Genomic DNA, 16,156 nt, shown 5'->3' with positions numbered 1-16,156 from the left:
GTCATGATCATCGGTTCACGCGTGACCGCTTCCCCGGCGCGGCACCTCCCCGGCGGGGCCGGGGCGTGCGCTCCGGGCGGTGCACGGCGGGCGGCCCGTCAGCTCATCCGCAGGGCCAGGAAGAAGTCCAGCTTGTCCTCCAGCCGCGACAGATCGCGGCCCGTCAGCTGCTCGATACGGCCCACCCGGTAGCGCAGCGTGTTGACGTGCAGATGCAGCCGGGCCGCGCAGCGGGTCCACGAGCCGTCGCAGTCGAGGAACGCACCGAGGGTGGGGATCAGCTCCGCGCGGTGTCGCCGGTCGTAGTCGCGCAGCGGGTCAAGGAGCCGCGCGGTGAAGGCCCGCCGGACGTCGTCGGGCACGAACGGCAGCAGCAGCACGTGCGAGGCCAGCTCCTGATGCCCGGCCGCGCACACCCGGCCGGGGCGCGCCGCCGCCACCCGCCGGGCGTGCCGGGCCTCCTCCAGGGCGCCGCGCAGCCCCTCCGCGGAGTGCACGGCGGCGCTGACGCCGAGCGTGAGGCGCCCGTCGCCGTCCAGACCCGCCGACAGCGGGGCGCGCACGGAGGCCAGCAGCGCGTCGGCGAGCAGCCCGGTCTCCGAGCCGTCGTGCTCGGAGGAGACGGCGGGCAGGGGCACGAGCGCGATCGCCTCGCCACCCGTGTGGGCGACGGCGATCCGGTCCGAGGGCTCGGGACCGGCGGCCGTCGGATCGACGAGGATCTCCTCCAGCAGCGACTGGGCGACCGGCCCGCCCTCGACACCGCCGCCGTCCCACTCGACCTCGGCCACCACGACCTGCCAGTGCGGCGCGGCGCCCAGCCCCGGCAGCAGCACCGGCGCGGCGACCCGCAGCCGGGCCGCGATCTCCGCGGGCGCGGCGCCCGTCTGTACCAGCTCCAGCACCTCCTGGGCCAGCCGCCGGCGCACCGTGCGCGCCGCGTCCCGCCGGTCCCGTTCGACGGCGATCAGCTGGGTGACGCCCTGCAGCAGGTCGAGCCGCTCCTCGGGCCAGTCGCCCGCGTCCGCCTCCACGGCCAGCAGCCAGTCGGACAGCACGCTCTCGCGGATGTCCCGTACCGGCTCCGCCGCGCGTCCCGCACCCGCCGCCGGCGGGCGGTGCCCCCAGCCGCGGACCGGGAACAGCGAGTACGTGGTGGCTCCCACCGTCACCCGGTGCGGCGCGCGGCGGCCCGAGCGGGTCGCCGCGAGGTGCTCGGCGGCCAGCTCGGCCCGCACCGGCTCGGGCAGCGCGGGGCCGGCGAGCTTCGAGCCCGCGATCGGGCGCCCGGTGGGGGAGACGACCCAGGCACGCAGGTCCAGGTCGGATCCGAGCAGGTCGAGGACCACGTCCGGACCGCCGCCCGCCGGGCCCGAGGTCATCATCCGGCGGTGCCGGTCCACCACGGCCGCCAGATCCCCGGCGCGCTCGCCCGACACCTGCCGGACGACGTGCTCGGTGATCGTCGCGAACGCCACCGATTCGTTGACGGCGAACAGCGGCAGCCGGTGCCGGGCGCAGGCCAGGACCAGATCCTCCGGGATGTCGCCCAGCTCCGCCTCACCGGCGGCGAGCGCGGCGACCCCCGCGCCTGCGAGAATGCGTACGAAGGGTTCGAACGCGCGGGTGTCGTGCCGCCAGGCCAGGCCCGTGAGCACCAGTTCGCCGCCCGACAGATAGCGGCTCGGGTCCTTGAGGTCCGTGGTCATCACACCGCGCACGGTGCGGTCGAGCTCGTCCTCGCCGCCGAGCAGCCGCAGGCCCAGCGCGTCGGTGTCCAGCAGTGCGCGCAGCCGCATTCTCGTCGCCGCCGTTCTTTGTCTCGAAGTGTTCCAGGTCACGCGGCTGTGGCGCCCGTTCCCGGAGGAAGACCAGGAGGTTACTGATGTCCTCCGTTCATACGAATCTACAAGATGGCCTCCCTGGCCAGCCAACTCCTTCATGGTTTCAGTGACTGACTCGGCTGCCGGACAGCCCTGTGTACTGACGGCGTTCCGCGTGAACAACTCATGAACGAGCCGGGCCCGCCGCACACGATCTGGCTTGAACGAAGCGACTCACCATACGAAGAAGAGAGCCGATCATGGACTTCCTTCGCCCAGCCGGCTGGGAGGAGGCGCTCGCCGCGAAGGCCGAGCACCCCACCGCTGTGCCGATTGCGGGTGGCACCGATGTGATGGTCGAGATCAACTTCGACCACCGCCGGCCCGAGTACCTCCTCGACCTGAACCGCGTCGGCGAACTGAGCGAGTGGGAGGTCGGCGAGGACACCGTCCGGCTCGGCGCCTCCGTCCCGTACAGCGCGATCATGGAACACCTGCGGGCCGAGCTTCCGGGCCTCGCCCTCGCCTCCCACACCGTGGCCTCCCCGCAGATCCGCAACCGCGGCGGCGTCGGCGGCAACCTCGGCACCGCGTCCCCGGCGGGCGACGCCCACCCGGCGCTCCTCGCGGCAGGCGCCGAGGTCGAGGTGGAGTCCGTACGGGGCTCGCGGCGCATCCCGATCGACGCGTTCTACACCGGCGTGAAGCGCAACGCCCTCGCCCCCGACGAACTCATCAGGGCCGTCCACATCAAGAAGGCCGACGGACCGCAGCAGTACTCCAAGGTCGGCACCCGCAACGCGATGGTCATCGCCGTCTGCGCGTTCGGTCTCGCGCTGCATCCCGGGACCCGTACGGTCCGCACCGGCATCGGATCCGCCGCGCCGACCCCCGTCCGCGCCAGGGCCGCCGAGGACTTCCTGAACGCCGCGCTCGACGAAGGCGGCTTCTGGGACAACGGGCGGATCATCACCCCGTCGGTCGCGGGGCAGTTCGCGGACCTCTGCGCCGCCGCCTGCAACCCGATCGACGACGTCCGCGGCACCGCGAGCTACCGCCGGCACGCCGTCGGCATCATGGCCCGCCGCACCCTGACCTGGACCTGGGAGTCCTACCGCGGCACGGCCGCCCGTACGGAGGGAGTCGCCTGATGCGCGTCAATTTCACGGTCAACGGGCGTCCGCAGGAAGCCGACGACGTGTGGGAGGGCGAGAGCCTGCTGTACGTCCTGCGCGAGCGCCTGGGCCTGCCCGGCTCCAAGAACGCCTGCGAGCAGGGCGAGTGCGGCTCCTGCACCGTCCGCCTCGACGGCGTCCCGGTGTGCTCCTGCCTCGTCGCGGCCGGCCAGGCCGAGGGGCGTGAGGTCGTCACGGTGGAGGGCCTGGCGGACTTCGCCCAGCAGCGCTCCTGCGCCACGGGCGCCTGCGGCTCCGCGGGCACCTCGCTCGACGAGGCCCAGCGGTGGCAGGCCAAGGGCGGCTCCGACTCGCAGACCGGTGGGGGCACCGAACTGGCGCCCATCCAGCAGGCGTTCATCGACGCCGGCGCCGTCCAGTGCGGCTTCTGCACCCCCGGCCTGCTCGTCGCCGCCGACGAGATGCTGGAGCACAACCCGACGCCGACCGACGCGGACATCCGCGAGGCGCTCTCGGGCAACCTGTGCCGCTGCACCGGCTACGAGAAGATCATGGACGCGGTCCGCCTCGCGGCCGCCCGGCAGTCCGAGGCGGTCTGACATGGCAACCACCGGAACCCCCACCAGGATCACGCAGGGCAGCACGACCAAGGGCGGCATCGGCGAGTCCACGCTCCGCCCCGACGGCACCCTCAAGGTCACCGGCGAGTTCGCGTACTCGTCCGACATGTGGCACGAGGACATGCTCTGGGGCCAGATCCTGCGCTCCACCGTCGCCCACGCGGAGATCGTGTCCATCGACACCTCCGAGGCCCTCGCCCTGCCCGGCGTCCACGCCGTCATGACCTACGACGACCTGCCGACCGGGGTGCGGCACTACGGCCTGGAGATCCAGGACACCCCGGTCCTCGCGCACGGCAGGGTCCGCCACCACGGCGAGCCCGTCGCCATCGTCGCCGCGGACCACCCGGAGACCGCCCGCCGCGCCGCTGCCCGCATCAGGGTGGAGTACCGCGAGCTTCCGGTCATCACCGACGAGGCCTCCGCGACCGCGCCCGACGCGGTCCTCCTCCACGAGAACCGCACCGACCACCACATCGACCACGTCCCGCACCCCAACATCGTGCACCGCCAGCCGATCGTGCGCGGCGATGCCCGGAAGGCGGCCGCGAGGGCCGACTTCGTCGTCCGCGGCGACTACACCTTCGGCATGCAGGACCAGGCCTTCCTCGGCCCCGAGTCCGGTCTCGCCGTACCCGCCGAGGACGGCGGCGTCGACCTCTACATCGCCACCCAGTGGCTCCACTCCGACCTGCGCCAGATCGCGCCCGTCCTCGGACTGCCCGAGGACAAGATCAGGATGACGCTCTCCGGGGTCGGCGGCGCGTTCGGCGGCCGCGAGGACCTGTCGATGCAGATCCACGCCTGCCTGCTGGCGCTGCGCACCGGCAAGCCCGTCAAGATCGTCTACAACCGCTTCGAGTCGTTCTTCGGTCACGTCCACCGCCACCCCGCGAAACTCCACTACGAGCACGGCGCCACCCGCGACGGCAAGCTGACCCACATGAAGTGCCGCATCGTGCTCGACGGCGGCGCCTACGCGTCGGCGTCCCCCGCGGTCGTCGGCAACGCCTCCTCCCTGTCGGCGGGACCGTACGTCATCGACGACGTCGACATCGAGGCCATCGCCCTCTACACCAACAACCCGCCCTGCGGCGCCATGCGCGGCTTCGGCGCGGTTCAGGCGTGCTTCGCCTACGAGGCGCAGATGGACAAGCTCGCCGACGCGGTCGGCATGGACCGGGTCGAGTTCCGCAGGATCAACGCCATGGAGCAGGGCACCCTGCTGCCGACCGGACAGCCGGTCGACTCCCCGGCCCCGGTCGCCGAACTCCTGCGCCGCGTCAAGGCGATGCCGATGCCACCGGAGCGGCAGTGGGAGAGCTCCGAGGGCGCCGACGTCCGCCAGCTCCCCGGCGGCCTCTCCAACACCACGCACGGCGAGGGCGTCGTCCGCGGCGTCGGATACGCGGTCGGCATCAAGAACGTCGGCTTCTCCGAGGGCTTCGACGACTACTCGACCGCCAAGGTCCGCATGGAGGTCGTCGGCGGCGAGCCGGTCGCCACCGTGCACACCGCGATGGCGGAGGTCGGCCAGGGCGGCGTCACCGTGCACGCGCAGATCGCCCGCACCGAGCTCGGCGTCGCCCAGGTGACCATCCAGCCGGCCGACACCCGGGTGGGCAGCGCCGGTTCGACGTCCGCGTCACGCCAGACGTACGTCACCGGCGGCGCCGTGAGGAACAGCTGCGAGCTGGTCCGCGAGAAGGTCCTGGAGATCGGCCGCCGCAAGTTCGGCACCTACCACCCGGCGTGGGCGACGGCGGAACTGCTGCTGGAGGGCGGCAAGGTCGTCACCGACGGCGGCGAGGTCCTCGCCGGCCTGGCGGACGTCCTGGGGGACGAGAGCGTCGAGATCGAGGCCGAGTGGCGGCACCGCCCCACGGAACCCTTCGACCTGCGGACCGGCCAGGGCAACGGCCACGTCCAGTACTCGTTCGCCGCGCACCGCGCCGTCGTCGAGGTGGACACCGAACTGGGGCTCGTCAAGGTCGTCGAACTGGCCTGCGCCCAGGACGTCGGCAAGGCGCTCAACCCGCTGTCCGTGATCGGCCAGATCCAGGGCGGCACGACCCAGGGCCTGGGCATCGCGGTCATGGAGGAGATCGTCGTCGACCCGAAGACCGCCAAGGTGCGCAACCCCTCCTTCACCGACTACCTGATCCCCACCATCCTCGACACGCCGACCATCCCCGTCGACGTGCTCGAACTCGCCGACCACCACGCCCCGTACGGGCTGCGCGGCATCGGCGAGGCCCCGACCCTGTCGTCCACCCCGGCCGTCCTCGCGGCGATCCGGAACGCGACGGGTCTGGAGCTCGACCGGACGCCGGTACGGCCGGAACACCTCACCGGCACGGCGTGACGGACCGCCGTGGCCGTGCCCGCCCGTCCCCGCCGACGCGGGGCCGCGCGGACACGGCGACGGCACCCACGGCGCAGGCCCCCCCCGTCGTCCATACGGGAGCCCGGCGCCGGCCCGACCGCACCACCAGCACAGCACCACCGCTCCAACGCACCACCACCACCACAGCACCACCATGACCGACGCGACGCCCATGTGTCACCGTCGATCCCCTCGTTCGCCTCGGGCCGTCCCCCGGGTCGTGCGGCCACAGCACCTTCCCAAATCCCGTTACCGCCACGGCGGTTCGACGCGGGTGTCCCTTTGAACCTTGGGAGTAGGCCCCACATGACCCAGCAGTCACTAGAGCCGAAGGCCGCGGCGGAGGACGCGGGCACGGGCAGCCGTGTCCCGGCCGGCCGGTCCTGGCTCGACCGGTACTTCCACATCAGCCGGCGGGGATCGTCGCTCGCGCGTGAGGTGCGCGGCGGCGTCACGACCTTCATGGCGATGGCGTACATCCTGCTGCTCAACCCCCTGATCCTGTCCGGCAAGGACGTCGCGGGGGACACACTCGGGCGGCAGGCCCTGATCACCGCGACGGCGTTCGCCGCCGCCTTCAGCACGCTCCTCATGGGCTTCTTCGGCAAGGTGCCGCTGGCCCTCGCCGCCGGGCTCTCCGTCTCCGGGGTGCTGTCCTCGCAGGTGGCACCGGCCATGACCTGGCCGCAGGCCATGGGCATGTGCGTGCTCTACGGCGTCGTCATCATGCTGCTCGTCGTCACCGGGCTACGCGAGATGATCATGAACGCCATCCCGCTGGCCCTGAAACACGCCATCACCATGGGCATCGGCCTGTTCGTCGCCCTGATCGGCTTCTACAAGGCGGGCTTCGTCCACCAGGGCAAGGCCACCCCGGTCAGCCTCGGCCCGGCCGGGGAACTCGCCGGCTGGCCCGTCCTGCTCTTCGCGGCGACCCTGCTGCTGATCTTCATGCTGCAGGCCCGCAACGTCCCCGGCGCCATCCTCATCGGCATCGTCTCCGGCACGGTCCTCGCGGTCGTCCTGAACGCACTGGACGTCATCGACCCCGCCCAGTGGGCGAGCGGCGCCCCCGAACTGCACGGCGGCGCCGTCTCCATGCCGGACTTCTCGCTCTTCGGGGACGTCGAGTTCGGAGGCTGGGGCGACGTGGGCGCGATGACCGTCGGCATGATCGTCTTCACGCTGGTCCTCGCCGGGTTCTTCGACGCGATGGCCACCATCATCGGCGTCGGCACGGAGGCCGGGCTCGCCGACAGGCAGGGCCGGATGCCGGGGCTGTCCAAGGCGCTGTTCATCGACGGGGCGGGCGGTGCCGTGGGCGGCGTCGCCGGGGCGTCGGGTCAGACCGTCTTCGTCGAGTCGGCGACGGGTGTCGGGGAGGGCGCGCGCACCGGCCTGTCCTCGGTCGTCACCGGACTGTTCTTCGCGGCCTGCCTGTTCTTCACCCCGCTCACGGCGATCGTGCCGGGAGAGGTGGCCGCCGCCGCGCTCGTCGTCATCGGCGCCATGATGATGATGAACGCACGGCACGTCGACTGGGCCGACCGCGCGACGGCGATACCGGTCTTCCTGACCGTGGTGATCATGCCGTTCACGTACTCCATCACCGCGGGCGTCGCGGCCGGCGTCATCAGCTACGTCGCCATCAGGGTCGCCCAGGGCAAGGCACGGGAGATCGGGGCGTTCATGTGGGGCCTCACGGTGGTCTTCCTCGTGTACTTCGCCCTGAACCCGATCGAGAGCTGGATGGGCGTCCACTAGAGCCGCGCGGACGCCTCCGGGAGCGATCCGGGGGCGCGGGTGCCCCCGGAGTGACCCCGGGGGTGCCCGGGACGCCTCCTCCGCGGCCGGCGGGGAACACAATGAAGACAGGAAGAACGGGAGAGCGGGACATGCTGGACATCGCCGAGGAGCTGCACCGGTGGGTCGGGCAGGGACGCGACTTCGCCGTGGCCACCGTGGTGGCCGTCGGAGGCAGCGCGCCCCGCCGGCCGGGCGCCGCCCTGGCCGTCGACGCCGACGGCACGGCGATCGGCTCGGTCTCCGGCGGCTGCGTGGAGGGCGCGGTGTACGCGCTGTGCGAGCAGGCCCTCCAGGACGGCAGAGCCGTCACGGAGCGCTTCGGATACAGCGACGAGGACGCCTTCGCGGTGGGCCTGACCTGCGGCGGCGTCATCGACATCCTCGTCGTCCCGGTACGGGCCTCGGACCCCGGACGGCCGGTGGCCGCGGCCGCGCTGGCCGCCGCGGCGGCGGGGGAGACGGCCGCCGTCGCCCGGATCGTCTCCGGGCCCGCCGAACTGCTCGGGCGCGCGCTCCTCGTCCGCCCCGACGGCTCGTACGAGGGCGGATTCGGCGGCCATCCCGAGCTGGACCGGACGGTGGTGGGCGAGGCGGGTGCCTTCCTGGACGCTGGGCGCACCGGGACCCTGGAGATCGGAGAGCAGGGCTCTCGTTGCGGAGCACCGCTCACGGTGCTGGTCGAGTCGTCGGTCCCGCCGCCCCGGATGATCGTCTTCGGCGCGATCGACTTCGCGTCGGCGCTGGTCAGGGTCGGCGCGTTCCTCGGCTACCACGTCACGGTCTGCGACGCCCGTCCGGTCTTCGCGACCCGGGCCCGCTTCCCGGACGCCGACGAGATCGTCGTCGAGTGGCCGCACACGTACCTGGAGCGCACGGAGGTCGACGCCCGGACCGTGCTGTGCGTCCTGACGCACGACGCCAAGTTCGACGTCCCGCTGCTGCGGCTCGCGCTCACCCTGCCCGTCGCCTACGTCGGGGCGATGGGCTCCCGCCGGACCCACCTGGACCGCGTCGAGCGGCTGCGCGAGGTCGGCGTGAGCGAGCTGGAGCTGACCCGGCTGAGGTCCCCGATCGGCCTCGACCTGGGTGCCCGTACGCCCGAGGAGACCGCCCTGTCCATCGCGGCGGAGATCGTCGCCGACCGGCGCGGCGGCAGCGGTGTCTCCCTCACCGGCGCCCACACCCCGATCCACCACGACGGGACGGCCGAGGGCAGGGCGCGACGGATCGGTTCGGTGGCCTGAGCCGGGCGAGCCGGGGCGTCACGGCGGAGGCGGGGCGAGGCGGTGGGGAGCGGTCACGACGGATGCGAGGGGCCGCTCAGGAGGTCGTCCGCAGCGCGTCCGAACATCCTCCGGGCCGCCCACGCGAGCGGCCCGTCGAAGAACGCCGGCAGCCACCGCACCCGCAGCTCCTCCGACCAGACCACCCGTGAGCCCCCTCCGGCGGCCGGGTGCGCGGTGAGCTCCGCCCAGCCCGTCACCGCCCTGCCGCGCTTGACGAGCCGGCATCTGCCCGGGCGTCCGTCCCGCGGCGGCTCCCACACGGTGACCTCCATCGGGTCGTCGAACCCGGCCCGCCCCACCCCCGAGCGCGCCACGAACACCGTCCCCACCCGGGTCGGCGGTGGTGTGAGGACGGTCGTCGAGGTCAGCGGGACCGTGTCGGCGTGCCGCTCCCAGTCGGTGATGCGCAGCCAGGCCTGTTCGACAGGATGGTGCGTCGCGCGTTCCAGCAGGATGTGGGCCACGGGCCGATCGTAGGCACGGACGCGCCCGCGCGCGCTCAGGGCCGGTACACCTTCCCCGGTTCGGCCTTGCCCGGGGCCAGCAGCTGCGGGACCGTGACGAGAACGTACCCCCGCTCCTTCAGCGCCTCGATGATGCCGGGCACCGCGGGCACGGTGCCCGGATAGATGTCGTGCAGCAGGATGATGCCGTCCCGCGAGACCTGTTGCAGGACCCGCTTCTCTATCAGGGCGGAGTCGTCCGTCGTGTAGTCCTTGGCGGTCACGCTCCAGAGGATCTCCGAGAGGCCCATCTCCCGGCAGATCCCGTGCACCGTCTCGTTCGTGCGTCCCTGCGGCGGGCGCATGAGGGTGGGACGCCGGCCCGTGAGCCGCTCGATCGCGTCGTTCGGACGCCTCAGCTCCTCGCGTATCTCGTCCGGCTCGATCCGGGTGAGGATCCTGTGGTCCCAGGTGTGGCTCGCGACCTCGTGTCCCTCGTCGGCCATCCGGGTGACCAGCTCGGGGTACTTCTCGATGTGCCGTTTGCCGAGCAGGAAGAAGGTCGCGGGGACCTTCTCCTCCTTGAGGATGTCGAGCAGCCGTGCCGAGTTCTCGCTCGGTCCGGCGTCGAAGGTCAGCGCGACGCACTTGGCGCGGCGGCAGTCGACGGTGCCGAAGGCGTTCTTGGCGTCGGCACCGGCACCGGCGCCGGCACCGGCGTCGGTCGCGGCGTGGGCGCGGGCGGTGCTCGGCGCGGTCGTGTCGAGGGACGAGCAGCCCGTGAGCGGCAGCAGGAGTGTGGCCGCCGCGGCGAGAAGAACGGCGGCACGGAACCCGGCCGCCGCCTTTCCCCTCTTCCTTGTCGATGAAGGCATAGGCGGACTATACACAGCATGTATACATGTAGTGTATAGCGGCTTCGCGTCTGCTCAAGGTCTGCTTCGCGCCCGCTTCGCGCCCGTCTCACGGCGCCCGCCACCCGTCCGGGGTCTGCCCAGCGCCCGCCGTACGGGTGACGCCGAGGTGGCCCGGAAGCCGCCAGTAGTTGATCCCGAGGTTCGGCTGCCGTCGGCCGTCGCCGCGCCGCCCCGGGAGGAGGCGGCGTGGGCGGCTGAGCGGATGGATCCCGACGGCCATCGGCTCGCGCTGCCGCCGGCCTCACGCCGTCAGCTTCCCGACGACTCGATCACACTCCACGTCCGGATCACGGCCACGGTGACTAGGGCCTGGAGTGGACTGACGACATGCCGGCCACCACCGACGCCGAGCCGCCCTCCACCCATGGAGATCCACATCTATGGCTGGAGTGTCAGTGCGCCCAGAAGTCGGCGAAGCTCTTCGCCCACTCCCGTGCCTGCCCGACCTGTGTGTCCGTGATCGTGGTGCCCGGACCCGGATCGTTCATGACGTTGTCCGGCTGCGTGATGTTGTCGGTGTGCGTCTGGGAGCCCGTGATCAGATGGCCGATCTCGTGGGCGATGTCGGCGAACTTGTCCGACGCTCCGGCGGCGATGCCGACGCAGCCGGTTCCGATGAGGGCCTGGCCGATCTGCGGGGCGTCCGGGGGCGCTATCCGGTGCATGAAGATCACCTTGACCACCCGCTTGTCCGAGATGTGCTGCGGGTGGGCGGAGAGAGTGTCGTCGTTCTCTCGCAGGCGCCTGTCGTCCTTGCCTTCTCCGGCCACCGGAGCGGCGTGCACGTTGTCGGTCTTGATGTCGATGTAGTTGACCAGCCGGAACCTGATCTTCGCCCTTCCCCAGATGCTGTCGGGCGACACCCAGCCGAGGTGCGTGTAGAGGCCCTCGCCGTCGAGCACGGGCCAGACGTCCCACTTGCGTTCGGCGAGCCTCAGCTCGCCCGTGCTGCCGTCGAGGCTCCGGAAGTTCGTCGTCTCGTTGATGACGGGCACCTGGTCCCACAGCGCCATCTGGCCGGTCATCGAGATGTTCGACACCGGGACGGCGTCGGAGAAGAAGCGCGCGACCTCGACGGGGACGAGGAGCACCTCCGGGTCGAGCGCGATGTGGCCCTGCGCGGCCGAGTTGGCGGCGAAGCCCTTGGGGCCCTCGATGAGCAGTTTGACGTCGACCGGCCGGTAGCCGACCCGGATCCGGGACTGCAGCCTGACCTCCGCCCCGGTGGCGCCGCTGAAGGTTCCGTCCACGGTGGGCCAGGCGAGGGCGCCGTCACTCAGGGATCCGGCCCGGACGGGCCGCGGACCGGCGTCCGCTTCGCCGTTGCTGACGGAGAGCCGGACATCCCCGTTGGTGAACCGCCAGCCGTTGTTCTGCCGGAGCAGTTCCTGCGGCACCATCGCGTGCGCCGCCTCCGAGTTCACCGTGATCAGCCTGGCCGTGACCTCGACCCGGGGGTTGTCCGTGTCGACGAGGGTGACGCCCTCCTGGGTCCTCACGGTGCCCTCGGCGGCCATGGCGAGCGTCTGGGGAGGCTGCACCGGCGGCTGTGGCACGTCCAGCGGTTTCAGCAGCCCGGAGAAAGCGGATTCCTGCTGCGCGTAACGGTTGTTGAAGCCTTCGAGGACCGCGGCTTCCAGGGTGTCGGTGTCGACGTCCTCGATCCGGCGGGGCGAGGGTTCGCCCGGCGAGTGCTCGTAGTTGAACACGATGACGTCGAGGAAGACCGGGCGCTTCAGCTTGCGGCTGTCGAGCGTCCTGAGCAGGGCCGCGGACATCGCCGGATACGGCGTGAACTCGGCGTTCCCCAGGAAGTCGACGAGGGCTGATTTCGGGATGCTGAAGTCGACCCCGACCTCGGCGAGGGCGCGGATCACGACTTCAGCGTCTGTGTCGTCGGGCATGACGATCGTCCTTCGCGTCGGGGCCCGTCCGGCGCGTGGCCGGTGACGAACCCGCAGGAGAGTGATCGCGATATGCCTGCCGCAGACACCTTCTGATCGTCTCACGGGGCGAGACGGGCCGCGAGCGCTGCTGCGACCGCTCCGCCCGCCGGGGCGCGCCCCGTCCACGGGGCTGACCTCGGCGATCTCTCCGCCTCCCACCCGCCCGCCCGGGAGCCGCCCCACCCTCCCTCGCGCCCCCTTTACGGCAAACTCAACGTGTGTAGAATTAAACACGTAGGGAATTCCTTGTGCCCAGCGGCGGTGAGGCATGTGAAGGTGACCGGCAAGGACAGCCCGAGCGCGGCGTACGCGTACGACGTCGCCGTGGTCGGAGGAGGCTTCGCGGGCTCGCTGCTCGCGGCGGTGCTGGCCCGCAACGGCGTGCGCACCCTTCTCCTGGAGGCGAGGCAGCGGCCCGGGTTCGCCGTGGGCGAGTCGATGGTCCCGTACGCGTCGGCGCTGCTGCGTCTCGTCGCCCGGCGCTACGACATCCCCGAACTCGAGTCCCTGACCAGCCTCAAGGACATCCAGCGCGAGGTCTCGCCGCACTGCGGTGTGCTGCGCAACCTCGGCTTCGTCTACCACCGCGAGGGCCTGCGCCAGCACCCCGGCGAGATCTACCAGGTGGTCAACCCCTCCGTCGTCCCCGACGGCCCGCACCTCTTCCGGGAGGACATCGACGCCCACCTGCTGGAGCTGGCCCGGCGGTACGGGGCCGAGGTGCGCATCGGGAGCGGGGCACGCGTCGGCGCGGTGCGCGTCGACCCCGGCGCCGGGGTGACCCTGGGCACCGGCGGCGGCGAGGAGTTCGGCGCGCGGTACGTGGTCGACGCCGCGGGCCGCGACGCGCCGGTCGCCCGCGCGCTGGGACTGCGGGAGGACCCGCCCGGGCTGCGCCACCGCTCGCGCGGCCTGTTCACCCACATGACGGGCGTGACCCCGTACGACGAGACGCCGGCCGGGCGCCACCACGACCGGCCGAGCCCCTGGCACCAGGGCACCCTGCACCACGTCTTCGACGGCGGCTGGCTCTGGGTCGTCCCCTTCGGCAACCAGCCCCGGTCCGCCAACCGCCGGTGCAGCGTCGGCCTGGTCCTCGACCCGCGCCGGCACCCGGCCGGCGGCCTGCCGCCGCAGCAGGAGTTCGAGGCGTTCCTCGCCCGCTTCCCCGACATCGCCCCGCAGTTCCGCCACGCCGAGGCGGTGCGCCCGTGGACCTCGGCCGGGCGCCTCCAGTACTCCTCGCGGCACATCGTGGGGGAGCGGTACTGCCTGGCCTCGCACGCCGCCGGGTTCGTCGACCCGCTCTACTCGCGGGGCCTGGGCCACAGCCTCGAGATCGTGGGCGCGCTCGCCGGACGGCTGATCGACGCCGCGCGTGACGGCGACTGGTCGACCGAGCGGTTCCGGTACGTGGAGGACCTGCAGCGCGGTCTGCTCGCCGCCCACGACGACCTCGCGTACTCCTCCTTCGTCGCCTTCCGCGACTTCGATCTGTTCAACGCGGTGGTCCGCACCTGGACGGTGAGCACCGTGTTCGGCGCGCTCGCTGTGGAGAACCTGTGCGCCGCGTACGGCAGGAGCGGTGACGACTCCGTGTTCCGCGACCAGGAGCAGACCCGCCACCCCGGCTCGCCGTTCCCCGGCAGCGCCCACTTCAACGCGCTGGGGCCGCTGACCCGTGCGCTGTGCGAGGAGGTCGAGGCGGGCACCCGCACGCCGGCCTCGGCGGCGGACCGCCTGTTCCACACCCTCGGGGAGGCGGACTACCTGCCGCCCTCCCTCGGCCTGGGGGACCGGACCGACCGGTTCTTCCACAACACCCCCGCGCGGATCGTGCGGGCCGCCCGCTGGGTCCGTACCGAGGCTCCCGACGAGGTCGGTGACCTGTTGAAGGGCGCCATGGGCGGGCTGCTCAGGGAGCGCCTTCGGGGCCCGCGCCGTCCCGGCTGAGCGCGCCGACGTCCTGTGCGCGCCGCCGACCTTCATGAGCCGACGACTAGGAGAGAGCACATGGACTCAACGGGCACACCGCAACACCGCGATCACACGGAGAGGAACGGCACACCGGGCAAGTCCCGCGAGCGGGACGGTTCGGCCGGGACACCGTCCCAGAAACAGACGTACGACGTCGCCGTACTCGGGTCCGGCATCGCGGGCTCGCTGCTCGGGGCGATCCTGGCCCGGCACGGCGCCAAGGTCCTGCTGCTGGACGCCGGTTCGCACCCGCGCTTCGCGATCGGCGAGTCGACCATCCCGTTCACCCTGGTGTCGCTGCGGACCCTCGCCGAGCGCTACGACGTCCCCGAGATCGCCGCGCTCGCCTCGTTCACCGACACCACCCGCACCATCGGCCCGCGCTTCGGCGTCAAACGGCACTTCGGGTTCCTGCTGCACCACGAGGGCGCCCCGCAGAACCCGCGCGAGGTCAACGAGTTCAACACGCCGCCCCAGCTGCTGCACGAGGCGGCCCACCTGTTCCGCCAGGACACCGACTCCTACCTCTTCCAGGTGGCGGTCAAGTACGGCTGCGCGGCCCGGCAGAACTTCTTCGTCACCGACATCGACTTCGACGGGTCGGGTGTCACCCTCTCCGGCCGCGGCGGCGAGTACCGGGCGCGGTATCTGGTGGACGCCAGCGGGTTCCGCTCGCCGGTGGCCGACAAGTTCGGTCTGCGGGAGGATCCCTGCCGGTTCAAGCACCACTCCCGCTCCATCTGGAACCACGTGGTCGGACTGACGCCCACGGACCGGCTCTTCGACCACCTCCCGCAGAGCCAGCGGCCGCCCGTGCCCTGGTACGAGGGCACGGTGCACCACATGTTCGAACGCGGCTGGGGCTGGGTGATCGGCTTCAACAACAACAAGTGGTCCAAGAACCCGCTGTGCAGCGTCGGCATGACCGTGGACCCGCGGCGCTACCCGAAGCCGGACGGCATGAGCGCGGAGGAGGACTTCTACCGGCTCGCCTCGGCCTTCCCGGACATCGCCCGGCAGTACGAGGGGATGCGGCCGGTCCGCGAGTGGACGTCGACCGGGCGGCTGCAGTACTCCTCGAAGCAGACCGCGGGCGACCGCTGGTTCCTGCTCTCGCACGCGGCCGGGTTCCTGGACCCGCTCTTCTCCCGCGGGCTGTCCAACACGACCGAGGCACTGAACGTGCTCGCCTACCGGCTGCTCGCCGCCGTCAAGGACGACGACTTCTCGGGTGAACGGTTCGCCCCCGTGGACCGGTTGCAGCAGTCGCTGTTCGACTACAACGACACACTGGTCAACTCCGCCTTCATCTCCTGGTGCGACTACGACCTGTGGAGCGCCGTCTTCAGGATCTGGGCGTGGGGGGCCAACGCGGGCGTGTACCGGATGCAGAGCGCCCTCACCAAGTACCGCAAGGACGGCCGCGACCGGCACTTCGTCGATCTGGAGGACGTGCCCTACCCCGGCCTGTACTGGCCGGACCACGACGGCTTCGCCGAGCTGTACGAGACCATGGTCAAGCAGTGCGAGGCGGTCGAAGCGGGGGCCGTACGGGCGCCGGACGCGGCAGATCTGCTGTACGACCGGCTGCAGTCGGCGGACTTCGTCCCCAAGCACTTCGGCTACGCGGAGCGGGACGTGCGCTTCCTCAATCCGCAGCCCAAGAACCTGCTGAGGATGGTCCGCTGGGCGGCGACGGAGGCCGACCCCGTCGTCCGGCGCCTGGTGCTGGGCAACGGCCGGGAGGCCGTCAAGGCGAGGCTGAAGGGGTCCAAGCTGTTCTGAGGGCACGGCCTTCCGCCGGCCCTCCGCCGGC

Annotated in this window: 11 protein-coding genes; 7 read left to right on the top strand and 4 right to left on the bottom strand. The window is 71.8% G+C overall.

The features are described 5' to 3' along the window. Nucleotides 1-98 precede the first annotated feature (98 nt). The gene (locus ACFY93_RS05595; protein ID WP_391353826.1) at nt 99-1,799 is read right to left on the bottom strand and encodes a PucR family transcriptional regulator ligand-binding domain-containing protein; all 1,701 of its coding nucleotides are present in this window, start codon (nt 1,797-1,799) and stop codon (nt 99-101) included. A 284-nt stretch (nt 1,800-2,083) separates the two neighbouring features. Between ACFY93_RS05595 and ACFY93_RS05590 the strand changes: the two genes are divergently transcribed. From ACFY93_RS05590 to ACFY93_RS05570, 5 genes are all read left to right on the top strand, one after another. Continuing rightward, nucleotides 2,084-2,974, top strand: coding sequence for an FAD binding domain-containing protein (locus ACFY93_RS05590; protein WP_391353824.1), 891 nt, complete (start codon nt 2,084-2,086; stop codon nt 2,972-2,974). After that, complete coding sequence (locus ACFY93_RS05585) at nt 2,974-3,558, top strand: 2Fe-2S iron-sulfur cluster-binding protein (RefSeq protein WP_391353822.1); 585 nt, start codon at nt 2,974-2,976, stop codon at nt 3,556-3,558. Before ACFY93_RS05590 ends, ACFY93_RS05585 begins: the two co-directional genes overlap by 1 nt. A 1-nt stretch (nt 3,559) precedes the next feature. Continuing rightward, entirely contained in the window at nt 3,560-5,944 is a 2,385-nt protein-coding gene (locus tag ACFY93_RS05580; RefSeq protein WP_391353820.1) for a molybdopterin cofactor-binding domain-containing protein, read from the top strand. Between the two features lie 327 nt (nt 5,945-6,271). After that, nucleotides 6,272-7,729, top strand: coding sequence for a solute carrier family 23 protein (locus tag ACFY93_RS05575; RefSeq protein WP_391353819.1), 1,458 nt, complete (start codon nt 6,272-6,274; stop codon nt 7,727-7,729). Nucleotides 7,730-7,860: 131 nt separating this feature from the next. After that, the gene (locus ACFY93_RS05570) at nt 7,861-9,015 is read left to right on the top strand and encodes an XdhC family protein (protein ID WP_391354142.1); all 1,155 of its coding nucleotides are present in this window, start codon (nt 7,861-7,863) and stop codon (nt 9,013-9,015) included. Between the two features lie 53 nt (nt 9,016-9,068). Here ACFY93_RS05570 and ACFY93_RS05565 read toward each other — a convergent pair whose 3' ends face one another. From ACFY93_RS05565 to ACFY93_RS05555, 3 genes are all read right to left on the bottom strand, one after another. Beyond that, complete coding sequence (locus ACFY93_RS05565) at nt 9,069-9,521, bottom strand: SRPBCC family protein (RefSeq protein WP_391353818.1); 453 nt, start codon at nt 9,519-9,521, stop codon at nt 9,069-9,071. 35 nt (nt 9,522-9,556) lie between these two features. Further along, nucleotides 9,557-10,375 carry a polysaccharide deacetylase family protein gene (locus tag ACFY93_RS05560; RefSeq protein ID WP_391353816.1) on the bottom strand — a complete coding sequence of 273 codons (819 nt, stop codon included), beginning with the start codon at nt 10,373-10,375 and terminating at the stop codon, nt 9,557-9,559. A gap of 434 nt (nt 10,376-10,809) precedes the next feature. Further along, nucleotides 10,810-12,321 (bottom strand): hypothetical protein, encoded by a 1,512-nt coding sequence (locus ACFY93_RS05555; RefSeq protein WP_391353815.1) that lies wholly within the window; start codon nt 12,319-12,321, stop codon nt 10,810-10,812. A 318-nt stretch (nt 12,322-12,639) separates the two neighbouring features. Here ACFY93_RS05555 and ACFY93_RS05550 point away from each other — a divergent pair, with 318 nt between their 5' ends. Together ACFY93_RS05550 and ACFY93_RS05545 are read left to right on the top strand one after the other, a co-directional pair. Then, nucleotides 12,640-14,316: an FAD-dependent oxidoreductase gene (locus ACFY93_RS05550; protein WP_391353813.1), complete on the top strand. Its 1,677-nt coding sequence runs from the start codon at nt 12,640-12,642 to the stop codon at nt 14,314-14,316. 60 nt (nt 14,317-14,376) lie between these two features. Next, nucleotides 14,377-16,125, top strand: a complete 1,749-nt coding sequence (locus ACFY93_RS05545; RefSeq protein ID WP_391353812.1) for an FAD-dependent monooxygenase — start codon at nt 14,377-14,379, stop codon at nt 16,123-16,125. Nucleotides 16,126-16,156 lie beyond the last annotated feature (31 nt).

Source organism: Streptomyces sp. NPDC008313, from assembly GCF_042956125.1.
GTDB lineage: Bacteria > Actinomycetota > Actinomycetes > Streptomycetales > Streptomycetaceae > Streptomyces.
The sequence above is the reverse complement of the archived record's forward strand: the minus strand, read 5'-3'. Positions and strand labels throughout refer to the sequence as shown.